Source organism: Luteibacter sp. HAY1-4A, from assembly GCF_056755355.1.
Map to the genome: position 1 here is coordinate 86,021 of NZ_JBNDHZ010000008.1, position 16,341 is coordinate 102,361.

Below are 16,341 nucleotides of genomic sequence, written 5' to 3' on the forward strand. Positions count from 1 at the left end.
CACGCCCTACGTGCTCTCCTAAGGCGACCATGTCCCCACTCATCGACCGCCACGGACGTACCAAGCGCAAGCTGCGGATATCGCTTACCGACCGCTGCAACTTCCGTTGCACCTATTGCATGCCGGAGCATCCGGACTGGCTTCCGCGTGCCAGCCTGCTGAAGCGCGACGAGATCGTGCGGCTGGCCGGGCTGTTCGTCGACCACGGTATCGACCAGATTCGCCTGACCGGTGGGGAACCGCTGCTCCGCCCCGACCTGCTCGAGTGCGTGCGCGCTATCGATGCCCTCCGCGAGCGCGGACTGTCACGCCTCTCCATGACCACCAATGCCTCGCGTATCGCCCCCAAGGCGCGCGAGTTGGTCGAGGCAGGTATCGACGACTTCAACGTCAGCCTGGACGCCGTCGACCCCGATACCTTCCGCCGCCTGACCCGCCGCGAGATCGCGCCCGTGCTGGACGGCATCGACGCCCTGGCGGACGCCGGGGCCAGGGTCAAGCTCAACGCCGTGGTAATCCGGGGCGACAACGAGCGGGACATCGTGCCGTTGCTCGAATGGGCCATGGCGCGCGGCTTGCCGCTGCGCTACATCGAATACATGCCGCTCGACGCGCCGGGCCACTGGAAGCGCGACGCTGTGGTGTCCGAGGCCGAAATCCTCGAGGCCATCGGTCGGACGCACCGTGTGGACACGCAGGCGCGCAGTCACGACCCCGCGACTCCGTACCTCGTCGACGGTCACTATGCGCTGGGCGTCATCTCCACCGTCTCCAATCCGTTCTGCTCCACCTGCGACCGGCTGCGCATTACCGCGACGGGCGAGCTCTTTACCTGCCTCTTCTCGCCCGTGGGCATGCCTCTTGGCGCGCGCATGCGGGAGGGCATCGACGATGCGGCGCTCGCCGCGCAGATCGCCAAGGCCGTGTGGCTGAAAGACGCCGGCTATGCATCGCGCCCCGGCCCGGTGGACCGCCCGTTGACCATGCATGCCATGGGCGGATGAATCGCCGCCCTTTGCCAGGAAGCCCATGAAAGCGATCGTCTTCGAACTCTTTGCCAACCTCGAACGGCTGGCCGGCACGAAGGAATGCCGCGTCGATGCCGCCGACGAAGTCGCCACCATCGGCGACGCGCTGGCGCTGCTCGCGCGCGCGCGCCCTGAACTTGCAGGCTCGCTGGAACGCTGCGCCTGCGTATCGGGCGACACCATCGTGCGCCGCGCCGACGCCGTGCCCGCCGACGGGCGGATCGCGCTGTTGCCGCCGGTAGCGGGAGGCTGAGCATGAACCCTGCCGTTCTTTCCCACGAACCGGTGGCCGTCGAGCCGTTGCTGGAACTGGACGCCCATCCGGAATGCGGCGGCCTCGCGCTGTTCGTCGGTACGGTGCGCGACCATCATGAGGGGCGCTCGGTGCGCCATCTCACGTACACCGCGCACGAGCCGCTGGCGGCGAAGGTGATCCGCGAGGTGGAGCACACCACGCGCGAGCGCTACGGCGTACCGTATGTGCGCATCGTTCATCGCCTCGGCGACCTTTCCATCGGCGACATCGCCATTGTGTGCGTCGTGCGTGCGCCGCATCGCGCGGAGGCCTTCGAGGCCTGTCGTTACGCGGTCGACGCCGTGAAACATGGCGCGCCGATATGGAAGGAAGAGTTCTACACGGACGGCAGCAGCGCCTTCGTGGAAGGCTGTTGTATCCGGGACGACCTGGATGAAGGCGCCCCGGCAGCGCATCGCCACCATTCTCATACGAGCCACGGATGAAAGACGTCAGCCAGAAACCGGATTCCCTGCGCGTCGCACGCGCCACCGCCACCCTTCATGCTCCCGCCGCCTGCATCGACCTGCTGCGCAGCGGCGATACGGAAAAAGGCGATCCGCTGAAGACCGCGCGGGTGGCGGGTATCCTCGCTGCGAAACGCACCGACGAACTGATTCCGCTGTGCCATCCGCTGCCGATCCACCGGGCCGACGTGCACTACGAGCTAAGCGACACTTCCGTCCGCGTCATCGCCGAGGTGCAGACCATCGGGCCGACCGGCGTGGAGATGGAAGCACTGACGGCGGCCAGCCTGGCGGCGCTCACGCTCTACGACATGCTGAAGCCCTATGCGGAGCCCGACGAACTGCACATCGAGGATTGCCGCCTCGAACGCAAGACCGGCGGCAAGTCGCACTACCGGCGCACGCTGGCGCAGCCGCGCAGCGCCGCGGTCGTGGTGCTGTCCGACACGGTCGCGAGTGGCGCGAAGACGGACACCGCGGGCGCGTATGTGCGCGATGCCCTTATCGAGGCCGGTTTCGATCCGGTGGAGTACGCCGTGATCGCCGACGATGCCGTCGTGCTGGGCAATCTCCTCGGATCGCTCGTCGAGGGCGGTGTCTCGCTCGTCATCACCGTGGGCGGCACGGGGCTGGGTCCGCGCGATATCACCGTGGACACCGTACGTCCGCTCCTGGACGTAGAGATCCCCGGCATCATGGAAACCGCTCGCGCCTTCGGCCAGAAACGCATGCCGTTCGCCATGCTTTCGCGCGGCGTGTCCGGCTATGCGCGTGACACGCTCGTCGTTACCTTCCCCGGAAGCCGGGGCGGTGCGAGCGAGTCCCTGGCGGCAACGCTGCCGGGCCTGATCCATTTGCTGGAAACCGGCCGCGCCGGAGGCAGGCATCCGGGCGGTTACGGGGAATCTCCCTGATGGCCCTTCTTCCCCTGGCGGATGCGCTGTCGCGGTATCGGTCGACGGTTCGTGCGCTTCCCACACAGAGCGTGCCGCTGGAACTGGCGCTGGGTTCGGTGCTCGCGGAGGCGCCCAAGGCGCGAATCTCGCTGCCGCGCTTCACGCAGAGCGCCATGGACGGTTACGCCGTGCAGGCCGCGGACGGTCTGTCACCGCGCACGCTGGTCGGCACGTCCGCGGCCGGCGCACCAGCGGACGTGACGGTCGCTGCGAGGCAGGCCGTGCGCATCCTCACCGGTGGGTTGCTTCCCGCTGGCGCCGATGCGGTGGCTCGCCAGGAGATCGTCGAGCGGACCGGTCAAGGCATTCTGCTGCGCGAAGCGGTGCGTAAGGGTGAAGCGGTTCGCTATGAAGGCGAGGAACTGGTCGCCGGAGCCACCCTCGCGGAACCGGGCAAACGAATCACGGCCGGGCTGCTCGCCGCGTTCGCGATGGCGGGCATCGACACGGTGGAGGTCTACCGCCGTCCGCGGGTCGCGGTGCTGGTCACGGGTGACGAGATTGCGCGTGTCGGCGAGCCGCTGGAGCCGGGTCAGGTATACGACGCGAATGGGCCGCTGCTGCGCGCCTGGTTCGTGGAGAACGGATACGGTGAACCTGTCGTCGCTTACGTGCGCGACGACGAAGCGGCGCTGGAGGAGGCGATGAGCGCGGCGCTCGACAGCGCCGATCTGGTCGTCACCAGCGGTGGCGTGTCCGTGGGCGACCGCGACTTCGTTCCGCTCGTGGCGGACCGCCTGGGGGTACGCGAAATCTTCTGGAAAGTGGCGCAGAAGCCGGGCAAGCCTCTGTGGTTCGGCATGCGCGACAGCAAGGTGCTGCTCGGTATGCCGGGCAATCCGGGTGCGGTGCTGGTTTGCCTCGCGGTGCATGCACGCGCCGTCTTGGCGCAACTCGAAGGTGAAACAGGCGAACAGCCCTCGTGGCGCAGTGGCGTACTTGCCGCGCCCGTGGAGGCCGACCCGCAACGCGACAGGCTGGTGCGCATGCGCGTGGACCTGACGGACGGCGCAGCGTCCCTGGAACTGTTGCCGCGCCAGGAGTCGCACATGCTGAGCAACCTGGCCTCGGCGCATGCCCTGGTCTGGTTGCGCGCGCGGGACACGGCGTTCGTCCAGGGCGAGAAGGTGCCCTGGCTCGCCATTTGAACGGGCTGACGCGGGAGACGCGAAGGCGGCTCCCGCGCCGGGGCCGGTCTTACCAGGCCTTCACGTCCGACACGACGACCGTGTAGTCCTGCATGTCGGCGGAGTAGCGGAACAGGCGGCCGAGGTCGAAGTCGACGCTCTTGCCCGGTTCGATGTTCGACGTGCCGGCCGGCCAGCCCTGCTTGCTGGCAACGACCTTGCCGGAAGCGTCCTTCGCGTCGATGCGGATCTGCGCGGCGGCTGCTTCCGCGCACTTGTTCACCAGGTTGCCCTTCATGCTGAAGCGCGGCTGGCCCGCACCCTGCTGGAGCTTCACGGCGAAGCCGTCGATGGTGAAGTCCTTGGCGGCGCACGCGGCCTGGGCGGACAAGGGAGCGGCAGCAAACAGCGCGATGGCGATGACGAGCTTCTTCATGGGTGTTACCTGTCGATAGGGAAAGGGCTACGCCAACCCTTGGAGGAGGGCGTTAGCCTTCGTATCGGCAGGGTGCTGCAGGACTTTAGGCTAGGCCAAAAGGCCAGGTCAGGCCGCCACCCCGGCAACGAGGAGGGCCGGTTCGTCGTCCACGGATCCGGCAAAAAGATCGTCCATCGGCGCCGGTTCGGCCTCGGGCTCGAACCAGCGCTTCACGGGCGCGAAGCTGCGCCTGTGCACCTCGCAGGGGCCCAGCCGGTCCAGGGCCTCGAGGTGCTCGGGCACCGCATAGCCCTTGTGCCGGGCGAAGCCATAGCCGGGGTGAACGCTGTCCAGGGCCGTCATGTGCCGGTCACGGCTGACCTTGGCGAGGATGGACGCCGCGCTGATGGCGGGCTCCGAGCCGTCGCCGCCGATCACCGCCCTGCCTTCGCAGGGAAGGGTGCGCGGCAGGCGATTGCCGTCCACGAGGGCCATGTGCGGCGTCAGCGACAGGCCCCGGAGGGCGCGGGTCATACCGACCATGGTCGCCTGGAAGATGTTGATCCGGTCGATCTCTTCGCGCTCCACGAAGATCACGCAGTAGGCGAGTGCGCGCTCGACGATCCGGCCGTACAGCTTCTCACGCACCGCTTCGGGCAACTGCTTCGAGTCGTCGAGTCCGCGAATGGGGCGCGTGGGGTCGAGGATCACCGCCGCGACCACCACCGGCCCGGCCAGGGGGCCGCGTCCGGCCTCGTCCACGCCGGCGACAACGAGGTCGCGGGCAAGCTGGGAGGTGACGTTACGGCGGCGAGGCATGGCGGGGAGGGTACTGTCCGAGGCAAGGCAGCGGCAAGTCCCGACCCGATGCTGTAGGAGCCGCCATGGCGGCGAGAAGCCAACGGAGCGGTGAAGCGTTGTCGCATGTTCCCCTCGCCGCCATGGCGGCTCCTACAAGGAATGGCTTGGCGTGATGAGATCGGCCAGCGCGTCGGCCGCATGGTCGGCGGCGCGGCCTTCGAGGCCGCCACGGAGTTCCTGGTGCAGGTATTCGAACGCGGCGACGATGGCGCCGCGGCGTTCGCTGTCCGCCAGAAGCTCCAGCGTGGCGCGCGCGAGGTTCTCGGGAGTGCAGTCGTCCTGCATGAACTCCGGCACCAGGCGCTCCCGGCCGAGGCCGCAGGCACGGGCGAGGATGTTGGGCAGGCTGTAGACGTCGGTCTTCAGCATGCGCAGGGCCTTGGCGATGCGGTAGCTGGTTGGCGACACGCGGTAGCCCACCACCATCGGCCGCTTGGCGAGCATCGCTTCGAGCGTGGCCGTGCCTGACGCCAGCAGTACGGCGTCGGCAGCCAGCATGGCCTCGTGTGCGTGCCCATCGATGAGCAGAGGCGGCACGCCCGGGAAATCCTGGAGCAGCGCGGCGAGGCGCGCGTGCACCCGCTCGTTCGCCGCGGGCACGACGATGCGCAGCCCTGGCATGGCCCCGGCCACGCGCTTCGCCGCCTCGATGAAGATGGCGCCGGTGCGCTCGATCTCGCTGGGCCGGCTGCCGGGCAGCACCGCGAGCACCGGCGCGTCGTGCGGCAGGCCAAGTGCTTCGCGTGGGGCGTCGCGCCCGGACACCATGGGGAAGCGGTCGGCGAGGGGATGACCCACGAAGCGGGCGTCCACGCCATGCTTGGCATAGATCGGCGGCTCCATGGGAAACAGGCAGAGCACGCGCGCGGCCGATCGGCCGATTTTCGCAGCGCGATTCTCGCGCCAAGCCCAAACGGAGGGACTTACATAATGCGCCGTCGTGAGCCCGCCTTCCCGCAGCTTGCGCTCCACGGCGAGGTTGAAATCAGGTGCGTCGATGCCGACGGTAAGCGCCGGGCGCTCGGCAAACAGCTTCGCCAGTAACTCCCGGCGCAGGCGAAGCAGGCGCGGGAGGTGCTTCACCACCTCGGCGAAGCCCATGACCGAGAGTTCGCGGATGTCGTACCAGGATTCGAATCCGCGCTCGACCATGCGATGCCCGCCGATGCCCACGAAGCGTGCTCGCGGATAGCGGTGGCGCAGGGCATTGATGAGATCGGCGCCCAACTGGTCGCCGGAGTCCTCGCCCGCGATCAGGGCAATCAGGGGGGCGTCGGTGGAAGGTCGGGTCTGCTGCATGGTGATGGGATTCCCCAGCCGGCTAAGGCGCTGGGCCCCTGCCTGCGCAGGGGCGACGGATCGTCGGCGCCATGGTAGCGCCGGCGATCGTTACCTCGCGAGCGCCCGCTCGCTGCGGTCGAGGAACTCGAGCATCTGGCGCACGTCTTCACTGCCTTCGGCCTGCGCCACCAGTTGCTCGCGCGCTTCCGCCAGCGGAAGCCCGGCCATGTACAGCGTGCGGTAGGCGCGCTTGATGGCGGCGATGCGGGCGGTGTCGAAGCCGCGACGCTTCAGGCCTTCGCTGTTGATGCCGCGCGGACGGCCGCGGGTTTCGTTGGCCATCATCACGAATGGCGGCACGTCGGAGCCGACGAGGCAGCCCATGCCGATGAAGGCGTGGGCGCCCACCTTGCAGAACTGGTGCACGCCGGAGAAGCCCGAGAGGATCGTCCAGTCGCCGATCTCCGCATGCCCGGCCAGCGCCGAGTAATTGGAGAACACCACGTTGTTTCCGATCTGGCAGTCGTGTGCTACGTGCACGTAGGCCAGCAGCCAGTTGTCATCGCCGATGCGGGTGATGCCGCCACCGTCGCCGGTGCCGCGGTTGATGGTGACGAATTCGCGGATGAGGTTGCGGTCGCCGATGACCAGTTCGGTGCGCTCGCCCTTGAACTTCTTGTCCTGCGGCGGCCCTCCGATGGAGGCGAACTGGGAGATGCGGTTGTCGCGGCCGATGGTGGTGGGACCTTCGATCACCACGTGCGGGCCGATCGTGGTGCCCTCGCCGATGACCACGTCGGCGCCGATGACGCTGTAGGCACCGATGCTGACGTTGTCCGCGATGCGCGCGGACGGATCGATCTGCGCGGTGGCGTGGATCATTTGTCGCTCCTTGCGGCGCACATCAGTTCGCAGCAGGCCACCACTTTGCCATCCACCGAGGCCTTGGCCTCGAACAGGCCCATGCCGCGGATGAGGCGCTTCAGCGATACCTCCATCACCAGCTGGTCGCCGGGCGCCACGACGGCGGAGAAGCGCGCGTTATCCACCTTCACGAGGTAGAACAACGGGCTGCCGGACTGGCCGTCCACCTGGCTGGTGATCTGCGTGAGCAGGCCCGCCGTCTGGGCCATGGCCTCGACGATGAGCACGCCGGGCATGACGGGATGGCCGGGAAAATGACCCTGGAAGAAGGGCTCGTTGATGCTGACGTTCTTGATCGCCGTGATCGTCTTGCCGGGATCGATCGAAATCACCCGGTCCACCAGCAGGAACGGGTAGCGGTGCGGCAGGAGCCGCTGGATCTCCTCCACGTTCACGGGGAGCGTCACGGCAGCTTTCATTTCGGTCATTGCCCTTTGTCCTTTTCCAGCGCCGCAAGGCGGCGCGCGTACTCGTCGAGATGTTTCATGCGCGCCGCGTTGCGCCGCCACAGGCGGTTTTCCTGCAGCGGGGACCCCGAGGAATATTCGCCGGGTTCCCTGATCGAGGCGGTCACGAGGCTTTTCGCCGTGATGGTAACCCGGTCGGCCAGTTCGAGGTGTCCGAGGATGCCCGCGTTACCGCCGATGAGGCAGTAGCGGCCGATTTTCGCGCTGCCGGCCACGGCGGAACAGCCGGCCATGGCGGTATGCGCGCCGATATGGACGTTGTGGGCGATCTGGATCTGGTTGTCGAGGCGGACGTCTTCTTCCAGCACGGTGTCTTCCAGCGCGCCGCGGTCGATGGTGGTGTTCGCGCCGATTTCGCAGTCGTCGCCGATGCGCACGCCGCCGAGCTGCGGCAGCTTTACCCAGCGGTCGCGGTCGAAGGCGATGCCGAAACCGTCGGCGCCGATGACGGCGCCGGGATGGACCAGCACGCGCTTTCCGAGGGTGACGCGGATCACCAGCGTCACGCGCGCCACCAGGCGGGAGTCCGCGCCGACCACGCATCCCGGACCGATGGTGCAATGCGGGCCGAGGACCACGCCTTCCTCGATCACCGCGCCGTCTTCGACGACGCAACAGGGGCCCACGCTGGCCGTGGGGTGGACGCGCGCGGAGGGGGCCACCACGGCGCTCACGTGGATGCCGTGCGGCGCATCGGCGTGGCGCTCGAACAGCGCGGCGATCTTCGCGTAGGCGACGTAGGGATCCTTGGCGACCAGCGCGGCGCCGTTGCGCAGCGGCAAGGCGTCGGCGTTGAGCACGACGATGCCGGCCTGCGAATCGGCCAGTTGCGAGGTGTACTTCGGATTGGAGAGGAAGGTGAACTGGTTCGGCGTGGCGGTGGCCAGCGTACCGACACCGTCCACGGTGGTGGACGGGTCGCCGTGCGCTTCCAGCCCGAAGCGCTCTGCCAGCTCGGCAAGGGTGAATTGCGGAATTCCGCTCACGGAAAGCTCCCAAAAGAAAGGGGTGGCTGGTTGGCCACCCCCGTAATTCTACAGGGTCTTCGTGTGGGAGCCGCTTTAGCGGCGATGGCCGCTTGCGACAAGCTTGCCCGCTGCCGCGGGATCGCCGGCAAGCCGGCTCCCACATGTCTCGTCTGTTTAGAACGTGTTGCCGAAGGTGAACTGGATGCGCTCGACGAAGCGGCTGTCGGCGTCCTTCTTACGGAACGGCACGGCGAAGTTGATGATCAGCGGGCCGATCGGCGCCTGCCACTGCAGCGAGAGGCCCGTGGAGGCGCGCAGTTCGCTGGCGTCGAAGGCGGCGTAGTTCTTGTAGACGTTGCCGACGTCGACGAACCAGGACACGCGGGCAGTGTTCACGTCCTTCAGGAAGGGCAGCGGCAGGAAGACCTGCGCGGTACCCAACACCTTGAACGCGCCACCGACCGGCTGCCCGTAGGTGTAGGCACCGCCGGAGCAGCGACCCTTGGCATCCGGCTCGCGCGTGGTGGAGAGGCCGTCGCAGAGGCGCGGACCCAGGGTATTGTCCTGGAAGCCGCGCACGTCGCGCACGCCGCCCGCGTAGTAGTTCTCCCAGAAGGGGAAGTCGATCTTGTCGCCCTTCTTGTAGATCTGCGCGCCGCGAGTGCCGTCGGCGTTGATCAGGTAGCCGTCGTTGTCGTAGGTCTGCCCGTAGGTCTTGCCGTAGCCGATCTGGCCGTCGAGGTAGAGCACGAAGCCCTTGCCGATGGGCCAGTAATGGTTGGCTTCGCCGAACAGCTTGTAGAACTGCACGGTGGAACCCGGCAGCGCGCCCGAAACGGACGCGGTGAGCTGGCCGCCGCGGGTGGGCGCCCAGTAGCTGTTACGCGTGTCGTGCGAGTAACCGAGGCTGGACGTCCACGAATGGATCGTCTTGTTGCCCAGCGCGTTCTGGTAAGCCACCAGTTCCTGTGGCGTGTAGAACGAGGTGTTGATCAGGTTCGAGCTGACGCCGAGGCTCGTCGACACGTTGTCGAAGTCGGTGATCGGGATCGACACCGTGGTTTCGAACGACTTGGTGCTGTAGGTGTAGTTGGCGAGGTCGGTGTCGCCGTAGTCGAGCTTGCTGTACCCGAGGTTGTAGCCGATCGAGATGTTCGAATCGGTGAGGTACGGGTTGGTGTAGCTGGCGTTGACGCGCTTGTAGTACGTGCTGGTTTCCGCGGCGATGGAGAAGCGGTCGCCGGTACCGAGGAAGTTGTTCTGCGACACCGAGGCCGACAGAATGATGCCCGAGTACTGCGAGTAGCCCACGCCGAACATCAGCGAGCCGGCGGACTGTTCTTCCACCTTGGCGGTGAGGTCCACCTGGTCGACGGTGCCGGGAACCAGCGCCTTGTCGATGTCCACGGTCTTGAAGTAACCGAGGCGCTGCAGGCGGGTCTTCGAACGATCGATGGCGCCCTGCGAGTACCACGCGCCTTCGAGCTGGCGCATTTCGCGGCGGAGCACTTCGTCTTCCGTGCGGGTGTTGCCCTGGAAGACAACGCGGCGCACATAGACGCGCTTGCCCGGCTCGATGAAGAGCGTGAGGTCGGCGGTGCGCTTGTCCTTGTCGAGCTTCGGAATCGGCGTGACCTTCGCGAAGGCGTAGCCGATGTTCGCGAGGATGCCCTTGATGGCGTCGGTGCTGGCTTCGATGGCGCCGCGGTTGAAGGTGTCGCCCTTATGGATGAAGACCAGCTTGCGCAGGGTCTCTTCCGGCAGGATGAGCTCGCCGAGGAGCTTCACGTCGGAGACGGTATAGACCTCGCCTTCCTTCACGCTGGCGTCGACGTACATCGCGCGCTTGTCCGGGCTGATCGCCACCTGGGTGGAGTCGATGCCGAAGTCGGCGTAGCCGCGGTTCATGTAGTAGTTGCTGAGCTTCTCCAGGTCGCCGGAGAGCTTCTCGCGCGAATACTGGTCGTCCTTGGAATACCAGGACAGCCAGTTCGTGGTGTTCGACTCGAAGCCGTCGCGAATGTCCTTGTCGCTGAAGGCCTTGTTGCCGATGACGTTGATCTCCTTGATCTTCGCCGCCTTGCCTTCGCGGATCTCGATGTCGATCGCCACGCGATTGCGGTCGAGCTTCGTCACGTGCGGGTCGACCGAGACGTTGTACTTGCCGCGGTTGTAGTACTGGCGGATGAGTTCCTGCTGCACGCGGTCCAGCGAGAGGCGGTCGAAGGTTTCGCCTTCGGCCAGGCCGATCTCCTTCAGGCCTTTGCGGAGGTCATCTTCCTTGATGTCCTTGTTGCCGCGCAGCGTGAGCTTGGCGATGGCGGGTCGCTCGATGACCTTGATGACCAGGATGTCACCCTGGCGGTCGAGTTCCACGTCGCTGAAGAACTTGGTCTGGTAAAGGGCGCGAATGGCAGCCTGCGCCTTGTCGTCGCTAAGGGTTTCACCCTTTTCGATCGGCAGGTAGCTCAGCACCGTGCCCTGCGCGATACGCGTCAGGCCATCGATACGGATGTCGGAAACGACGAACGGCTCGAAGGCAGCAAGCGCATTGGCGGACAGGGAGGCAAGCAGGATCAGGGCGGCGATACGCTTCATCGTCGATTCCGTTGGGTTAATTCCAGTCGACAGCGGACGAGGCCGGCGACCGAAGAGGAGCACGCGCAAGACTCTTGCCTTGCGTCGTTCGGCGCAGGGCGCGGGAGCGCCAGGAGCCTGGGTGATACGGTTGCGTCGCGAGCTGGTGGCTCACGAGACAAGCATTCGTTGGATGTCGTTGAAGAACGCCAGCCCCATCAAAGTGAACAGCAGGACGATCCCCACGTACTGGCCAGCGATCATGGTGCGTTCGCTGACCGGGCTGCCCTTGATCAACTCGATAAGGTAATACAGCAGGTGTCCACCGTCCAAGACCGGGATCGGCAGGAGGTTCAGGATGGCCAGGCTGAGCGACACCAGCGCGAGGAAGTTGAGGAACCATCCCAGGCCGCGATTCGCCGAGTCGTTTGCCACCTGGGCGATGCCGATGACGCCGGACAGGTTCTTGGTGGACGCCTCACCCGAAAGCATCTTGCCGATCAGGTTGAAGGTGGAAGTCGTGCCGGTCCAGGTGGCGCGCAGCGACTCGCTGAAGGCACGCGCGGGGCCGTAGCGCAGGGTGGCCTCTTCCAGGGGCTGGCGGGCCACGCCGATGAGCCAGCGGACCGGCTGGCCCTGCTCCGACTTCATGCGCGCGGTGACCTCGAAGGTTTTCGTCTGGCCGTCGCGCTGCACGGCGACTGCGAGCTTCGGGGAAATGGCGGCCTGTTCCGGAACGAGCCTGGTGAAGTCGTCGAAATCCGAAACGGGCTTGCCGTTGACGCTGAGGATGCGGTCGCCGGCGCGGATGCCCGCGAGGGAGGCCGGGTCGCCCTTGACCACCTCGCCCACGACCGGCGGCGCCTGCAGGCTCATGCCCAGCTGGGTGAAGCGCTTGCCGATGTCGCCGCCGCCTTCCAGGCGCTGGAGCGGCAGCACGACATCGCGCTGCGCGCCGTCGGTGCCCTGCACCCTGACCGGCAACGGCTCGCTGCCGAGCAGGCCGTTGGCGAGGACCTCGGTGGCGTCGCTCCAGTTGTTGACCGGATCGCCGTTCATGGCGACGAGACGGTCGCCCGGACGGATGCCGGCCGCGGCCGCCACCGTGCCCTGGTGCGCGGTGACGATGGGCGCCACGTCGGGCTTGCCGATCATATACATCGCCCAGAACGCGGCGATGGTGAAGAGGAGATTGAACGCGGGGCCCGCCGCCACGATGGCGATACGCTTCCACACGGACTTGCCGGTGAATTCCTGGCCGCGCTCGGCGGCGGGAACGTCGCCCTCGCGGGCGTCGAGCATCTTGACGTAGCCGCCGAGCGGAATGGCGGCGATCTGGTATTCCGTGCCGTCCTTCGCCACGCGGCGCCACAGCGGACGGCCGAAGCCCACCGAAAAACGCAGCACCCGCACGCCACAGCGGCGCGCGACCCAGTAATGGCCGAATTCATGGAAGGTCACCAGCACGCCAAGCGTGACCAGTAGCCAGAACACGGAACCTAGTACGGGGCTCATCGGGGAGGGTGGGTCTCGGTGGAAAAACGTTTGGGTGGAGCGAGTTTAGCAGTAAGCGCGGTGGAGCACGCCCCTGGCGGCCCGGCGCGCCTCGTCGTCGCGGGCGACGAGGGTCTGGACATCGACCACGGGTTGGGCCGGCAGTTCCGCGAGAACGCGTTCGACGACCTCGGCGATACCGAGGAAGGGGAGGGAGCCGGCCAGGAAAGCCTCGACGGCTACCTCGTTGGCGGCGTTGAGGATGGCGGTGGCGTCGCCGCCCTCGCGCAGGGCCGCGAAGGCCAGGGCGAGGCAGCGGAAGGTGTCGGTATCCGGATTTTCGAAATCGAGCCGCGCGTGCGCGGCCAGGTCCAGCGGGGCTACGCCGGCCTCGATCCGTTCGGGCCAGGCGAGGGCGCAGGCGATGGCCGTGCGCATGTCCGGGTTGCCGAGCTGGGCCAGCACCGAGCCGTCGACGTAGTCGACCAGCGAATGCACCAGGCTTTGCGGGTGCACCACGACTTCGATGGCGTCGACCGGCGCCGCGAACAGGTGGTGGGCCTCGATGACCTCCAGGCCCTTGTTCATCAGCGTGGCCGAGTCCACCGAGATCTTCCGCCCCATCGACCATTTCGGATGGGCGCAGGCCTCGTCCGGGGTGATCCGGCCGAGTTCGGCCCGGGTGCGCCCGCGGAACGGGCCGCCCGACGCGGTGAGGATGATCCGCCGCACTCCCGCGCGGCCGAGGTCCGGCCGGCCGCCCGGCAGGCACTGGAAGATGGCGTTGTGTTCGGAATCCACGGGGATGAGATCGCCGCCGCCCTGGCGCAGGGCTTCGAGCAACAAGGCGCCCGCCATCACGATGGATTCCTTGTTCGCCAGCAGCAGGCGCTTTCCGGCGCGGGCCGCGGCGAGGGTGGAATCGAGACCGGCCGCGCCGACGATGGCGGCCACCACCGTGTCGCAGAGCGGCCCGGCGGCTGCCGTGGTCACGGCGTCGGCGCCGCTGGCGACATCGCAGCGCACTCCTGCCGCGGCGAGGCGCCGGGAAAGGTCCGCTTCCATCGCGGGGTCGGCGACGATGGCGAGGTCGGGCCGGAAGCGCGCGCAGAGCGCGGCCAGGCCCTCGGTGTCGCGATTCGCCGCGAGCACGCTGGCACGGAAGCGATCGGGGTGGCGCGCGACCACGTCGAGCGTGCTGCCGCCGATGGACCCGGTGGCACCGAGCACGGCGACCTGGCGCACGGTCATGGTCAAAGACCCAGCAGGAGCTTGCCGGCGGCGAACACCGGCAAGGCCGCGAAGACGCTGTCCAGGCGGTCGAGCAGGCCGCCATGGCCCGGGAACAGGTTGCCCGAGTCCTTCACGGTGGCGTGGCGCTTCATCAGGCTCTCGAAGAGGTCGCCCACCACGGCGATGCCGACGGTGACCACACCGAGCAGCAGCAGTCCGACGAGCTGGCCGCCGTCACGCACGCCGATCAGGAAACCGCCGAGCACGGCGACGAACCCGCCAGCGACAATGGCGCCATAAACGCCCGCCCAGGTCTTCCCCGGGCTGATGCGCGGCGCGAGCTTGCGCCGCCCGAAATGCCGGCCGCTGAAATACGCGCCGGTGTCGGCGGCCCATACGATCACGAGGGCCAGCAGCGTCCACCAGTTCCCGCGGCTGCTTGCGTGCAGCAGGATGGCCGAAGCGAACGAGGGCACGATCACCAACGCACCCACGCCGAGCTTGAGCATGCGGTTCTCGGCATTCGGCGCGGCCGCGAAGGTGAAATGGCGGAGCCAGAAGCAGCAGCCGATCCACCATGCGACGCCGATCAGGGTCAGCATGAGGAGAAGGCCAGGCGTGCGCACGGCGATCAGCGCGACGAAGATGGCGGCGGCCGCCGCGGCGACGATGCCGCGGCCGGCCTGGGTGCGGCAGCCCGACAGCAGGCTCCATTCCCACGCGGCGCCGACGAAGACGATGGCGACCAGCGACGCGAAGAAGGTCGTGGGTGGCAGCAGGATGAGCGCCAGGACCAGCGGAATGAGGATCGCGGCGGTGGTGATGCGTTGCTTCAGCATGGGATTCCGGCGTCAGCCCGTGACCTGTTCGCCCGTGCGCCCGTAACGGCGCTCGCGGCGAGCGTAATCGTCCAGCGCCTCGGCGAGGCATGCATGGTCGACGTCCGGCCACAGGGTGTCGGTGAAATAGAGCTCGGCATAGGCGATCTGCCAGAGCAGGAAGTTGCTCACCCGGCGCTCGCCGCCCGTACGGATGAAGAGGTCGAGCGGAGGCTGGTCGGCCAGGCAGGTGTATCCGTGCAGGCGTTGTTCGTCGATGTCGGCGGCGGCGAACTCGCCCCGCGCGACGGCTTCGGCGGCGAGACGCGCCGCCTGGGCGATGTCCCAGCGCCCGCCATAGTTCACCGCCACGTTCATGTTGAGCGCGGTGTTTCCGGCCGTGCGTTCCATGGCGCCGAGCATGCGGTTGCGCAGTTCCGGCGCGAAGGCGTCGAGATTGCCGATGAAGCGGATGCGCACACCGTTGCCGTGCAGTTCGTCCACTTCCTTGTCCAGCGCCTTCAGGAAAAGCTCCATGAGCGCCGACACCTCGGTGGCGGGGCGTTGCCAGTTCTCACTGGAGAACGCGAACAGCGTGAGCGAGGCGACACCTTTGCGCAGGCAGAACTCCACCGCTTCCCGCACCGCCTTCTGGCCGGCGTGGTGACCGAACGGACGCGGACGCAGGCGCTGCTTCGCCCAGCGGCCGTTCCCATCCATGACGATGGCGATGTGGCGGGGAACCCGGTCGACGGGCTTCGCTGCCATGGGTGCCGGACCGATGGCGCCTCAGAGCGCCATCAGCTCCTTTTCCTTGTCCTTGACCACGTCGTCCACTTCCTTGACGTACTTGTCGGTCAGCTTCTGGATGTCGTCGTCGGCGCGCTTCTTGTCGTCTTCCGTGATTGTCTTGTCCTTCAGCAGCTTGTCCACGTGCTGGATGGCGTCGCGGCGCACGTTGCGGATGGCGATCTTCGCCTGCTCGCCTTCCTTCGCCACGCTCTTGGCGAGCTCCTTGCGGCGCTCCTCGGTCGGGGGCGGGAAGTTCAGGCGGATGTCCATGCCCATCGTGGTCGGGGTGATACCGAGGTCCGATGCCATGATGGCCTTTTCGATCGGGCCGACCATGCTCTTGTCGAACGGCTTCACCGAGAGGGAGCGCGCGTCCGGCGTGGTGACGTTGGCCACCTGGGAGAGCGGGGTGTCGGTGCCGTAGTAGGGCACCTTGATGTTCTCGAGGATCGACGGATTCGCGCGACCGGTGCGGATGGTCTTCAGGTCGTGCTTGAGCGAGTCGATGCTCTTGCCCATGCGGGTCTCAGCATCTTTCTTGATGTCGTTGATCATGGGTTTGTCCGGTGGAACGGGTAGCACGCGAGTATAGCAGCGCGGCCGGCGAGGGCCGTGCCTGTCTCTTATACACATCT

General features: G+C 67.1%; 17 protein-coding genes. 5 read left to right on the forward strand and 12 right to left on the reverse strand.

Translation table 11 applies throughout. The features are described 5' to 3' along the window. Window positions 1-29 precede the first annotated feature (29 nt). From moaA to ACPYOD_RS04225, 5 genes are read left to right on the forward strand one after another with little or no spacing between them, the layout of a single operon-like run. Complete coding sequence (gene moaA / locus ACPYOD_RS04205; protein ID WP_481300475.1) at window positions 30-1,004, forward strand: GTP 3',8-cyclase MoaA; 975 nt, start codon at window positions 30-32, stop codon at window positions 1,002-1,004. Window positions 1,005-1,029: 25 nt separating this feature from the next. After that, on the forward strand, window positions 1,030-1,281 hold the full coding sequence (locus ACPYOD_RS04210) for a MoaD/ThiS family protein (protein WP_481300476.1): 252 nt from the start codon (window positions 1,030-1,032) through the stop codon (window positions 1,279-1,281). Between the two features lie 2 nt (window positions 1,282-1,283). Beyond that, the gene (locus tag ACPYOD_RS04215) at window positions 1,284-1,769 is read left to right on the forward strand and encodes a molybdenum cofactor biosynthesis protein MoaE (RefSeq protein ID WP_481300477.1); all 486 of its coding nucleotides are present in this window, start codon (window positions 1,284-1,286) and stop codon (window positions 1,767-1,769) included. Further along, complete coding sequence (gene moaCB, locus ACPYOD_RS04220; RefSeq protein ID WP_481300478.1) at window positions 1,766-2,704, forward strand: bifunctional molybdenum cofactor biosynthesis protein MoaC/MoaB; 939 nt, start codon at window positions 1,766-1,768, stop codon at window positions 2,702-2,704. Before ACPYOD_RS04215 ends, moaCB begins: the two co-directional genes overlap by 4 nt. Further along, window positions 2,704-3,894 carry a molybdopterin molybdotransferase MoeA gene (locus tag ACPYOD_RS04225; RefSeq protein WP_481300479.1) on the forward strand — a complete coding sequence of 397 codons (1,191 nt, stop codon included), beginning with the start codon at window positions 2,704-2,706 and terminating at the stop codon, window positions 3,892-3,894. Before moaCB ends, ACPYOD_RS04225 begins: the two co-directional genes overlap by 1 nt. 49 nt (window positions 3,895-3,943) lie before the next feature. On the opposite strand, the gene ACPYOD_RS04230 is transcribed toward ACPYOD_RS04225, so the two are convergent. The 12 genes from ACPYOD_RS04230 to frr form a co-directional block, all read right to left on the reverse strand. Further along, window positions 3,944-4,309 (reverse strand): hypothetical protein, encoded by a 366-nt coding sequence (locus ACPYOD_RS04230; RefSeq protein WP_481300480.1) that lies wholly within the window; start codon window positions 4,307-4,309, stop codon window positions 3,944-3,946. Between the two features lie 108 nt (window positions 4,310-4,417). After that, a complete protein-coding gene (rnhB, locus tag ACPYOD_RS04235; RefSeq protein WP_481300481.1) occupies window positions 4,418-5,110 on the reverse strand; it encodes a ribonuclease HII in 693 nt (230 codons plus the stop codon). A 132-nt stretch (window positions 5,111-5,242) separates the two neighbouring features. Further along, window positions 5,243-6,451: a lipid-A-disaccharide synthase gene (gene lpxB, locus ACPYOD_RS04240; protein ID WP_481300482.1), complete on the reverse strand. Its 1,209-nt coding sequence runs from the start codon at window positions 6,449-6,451 to the stop codon at window positions 5,243-5,245. Window positions 6,452-6,541: 90 nt separating this feature from the next. Then, window positions 6,542-7,315, reverse strand: a complete 774-nt coding sequence (gene lpxA, locus ACPYOD_RS04245) for an acyl-ACP--UDP-N-acetylglucosamine O-acyltransferase (RefSeq protein ID WP_481300483.1) — start codon at window positions 7,313-7,315, stop codon at window positions 6,542-6,544. Continuing rightward, the gene (fabZ, locus tag ACPYOD_RS04250; RefSeq protein WP_481300494.1) at window positions 7,312-7,776 is read right to left on the reverse strand and encodes a 3-hydroxyacyl-ACP dehydratase FabZ; all 465 of its coding nucleotides are present in this window, start codon (window positions 7,774-7,776) and stop codon (window positions 7,312-7,314) included. Before fabZ ends, lpxA begins: the two co-directional genes overlap by 4 nt. Before the next feature lie 5 nt (window positions 7,777-7,781). Continuing rightward, complete coding sequence (lpxD, locus tag ACPYOD_RS04255; RefSeq protein ID WP_481300484.1) at window positions 7,782-8,810, reverse strand: UDP-3-O-(3-hydroxymyristoyl)glucosamine N-acyltransferase; 1,029 nt, start codon at window positions 8,808-8,810, stop codon at window positions 7,782-7,784. A gap of 156 nt (window positions 8,811-8,966) precedes the next feature. Beyond that, the gene (gene bamA / locus ACPYOD_RS04260; protein WP_481300485.1) at window positions 8,967-11,390 is read right to left on the reverse strand and encodes an outer membrane protein assembly factor BamA; all 2,424 of its coding nucleotides are present in this window, start codon (window positions 11,388-11,390) and stop codon (window positions 8,967-8,969) included. Window positions 11,391-11,540: 150 nt separating this feature from the next. Beyond that, window positions 11,541-12,884, reverse strand: coding sequence for an RIP metalloprotease RseP (gene rseP, locus ACPYOD_RS04265; protein WP_481300486.1), 1,344 nt, complete (start codon window positions 12,882-12,884; stop codon window positions 11,541-11,543). A 45-nt stretch (window positions 12,885-12,929) separates the two neighbouring features. Next, window positions 12,930-14,114: a 1-deoxy-D-xylulose-5-phosphate reductoisomerase gene (locus ACPYOD_RS04270; RefSeq protein WP_481300487.1), complete on the reverse strand. Its 1,185-nt coding sequence runs from the start codon at window positions 14,112-14,114 to the stop codon at window positions 12,930-12,932. A 2-nt stretch (window positions 14,115-14,116) separates the two neighbouring features. Next, window positions 14,117-14,935 (reverse strand): phosphatidate cytidylyltransferase, encoded by an 819-nt coding sequence (locus ACPYOD_RS04275; RefSeq protein WP_481300488.1) that lies wholly within the window; start codon window positions 14,933-14,935, stop codon window positions 14,117-14,119. Window positions 14,936-14,947: 12 nt separating this feature from the next. After that, complete coding sequence (gene uppS / locus ACPYOD_RS04280; RefSeq protein WP_481300489.1) at window positions 14,948-15,682, reverse strand: polyprenyl diphosphate synthase; 735 nt, start codon at window positions 15,680-15,682, stop codon at window positions 14,948-14,950. 21 nt (window positions 15,683-15,703) lie between these two features. Further along, window positions 15,704-16,261: a ribosome recycling factor gene (gene frr, locus ACPYOD_RS04285; RefSeq protein ID WP_481300490.1), complete on the reverse strand. Its 558-nt coding sequence runs from the start codon at window positions 16,259-16,261 to the stop codon at window positions 15,704-15,706. Window positions 16,262-16,341: the final 80 nt, after the last annotated feature.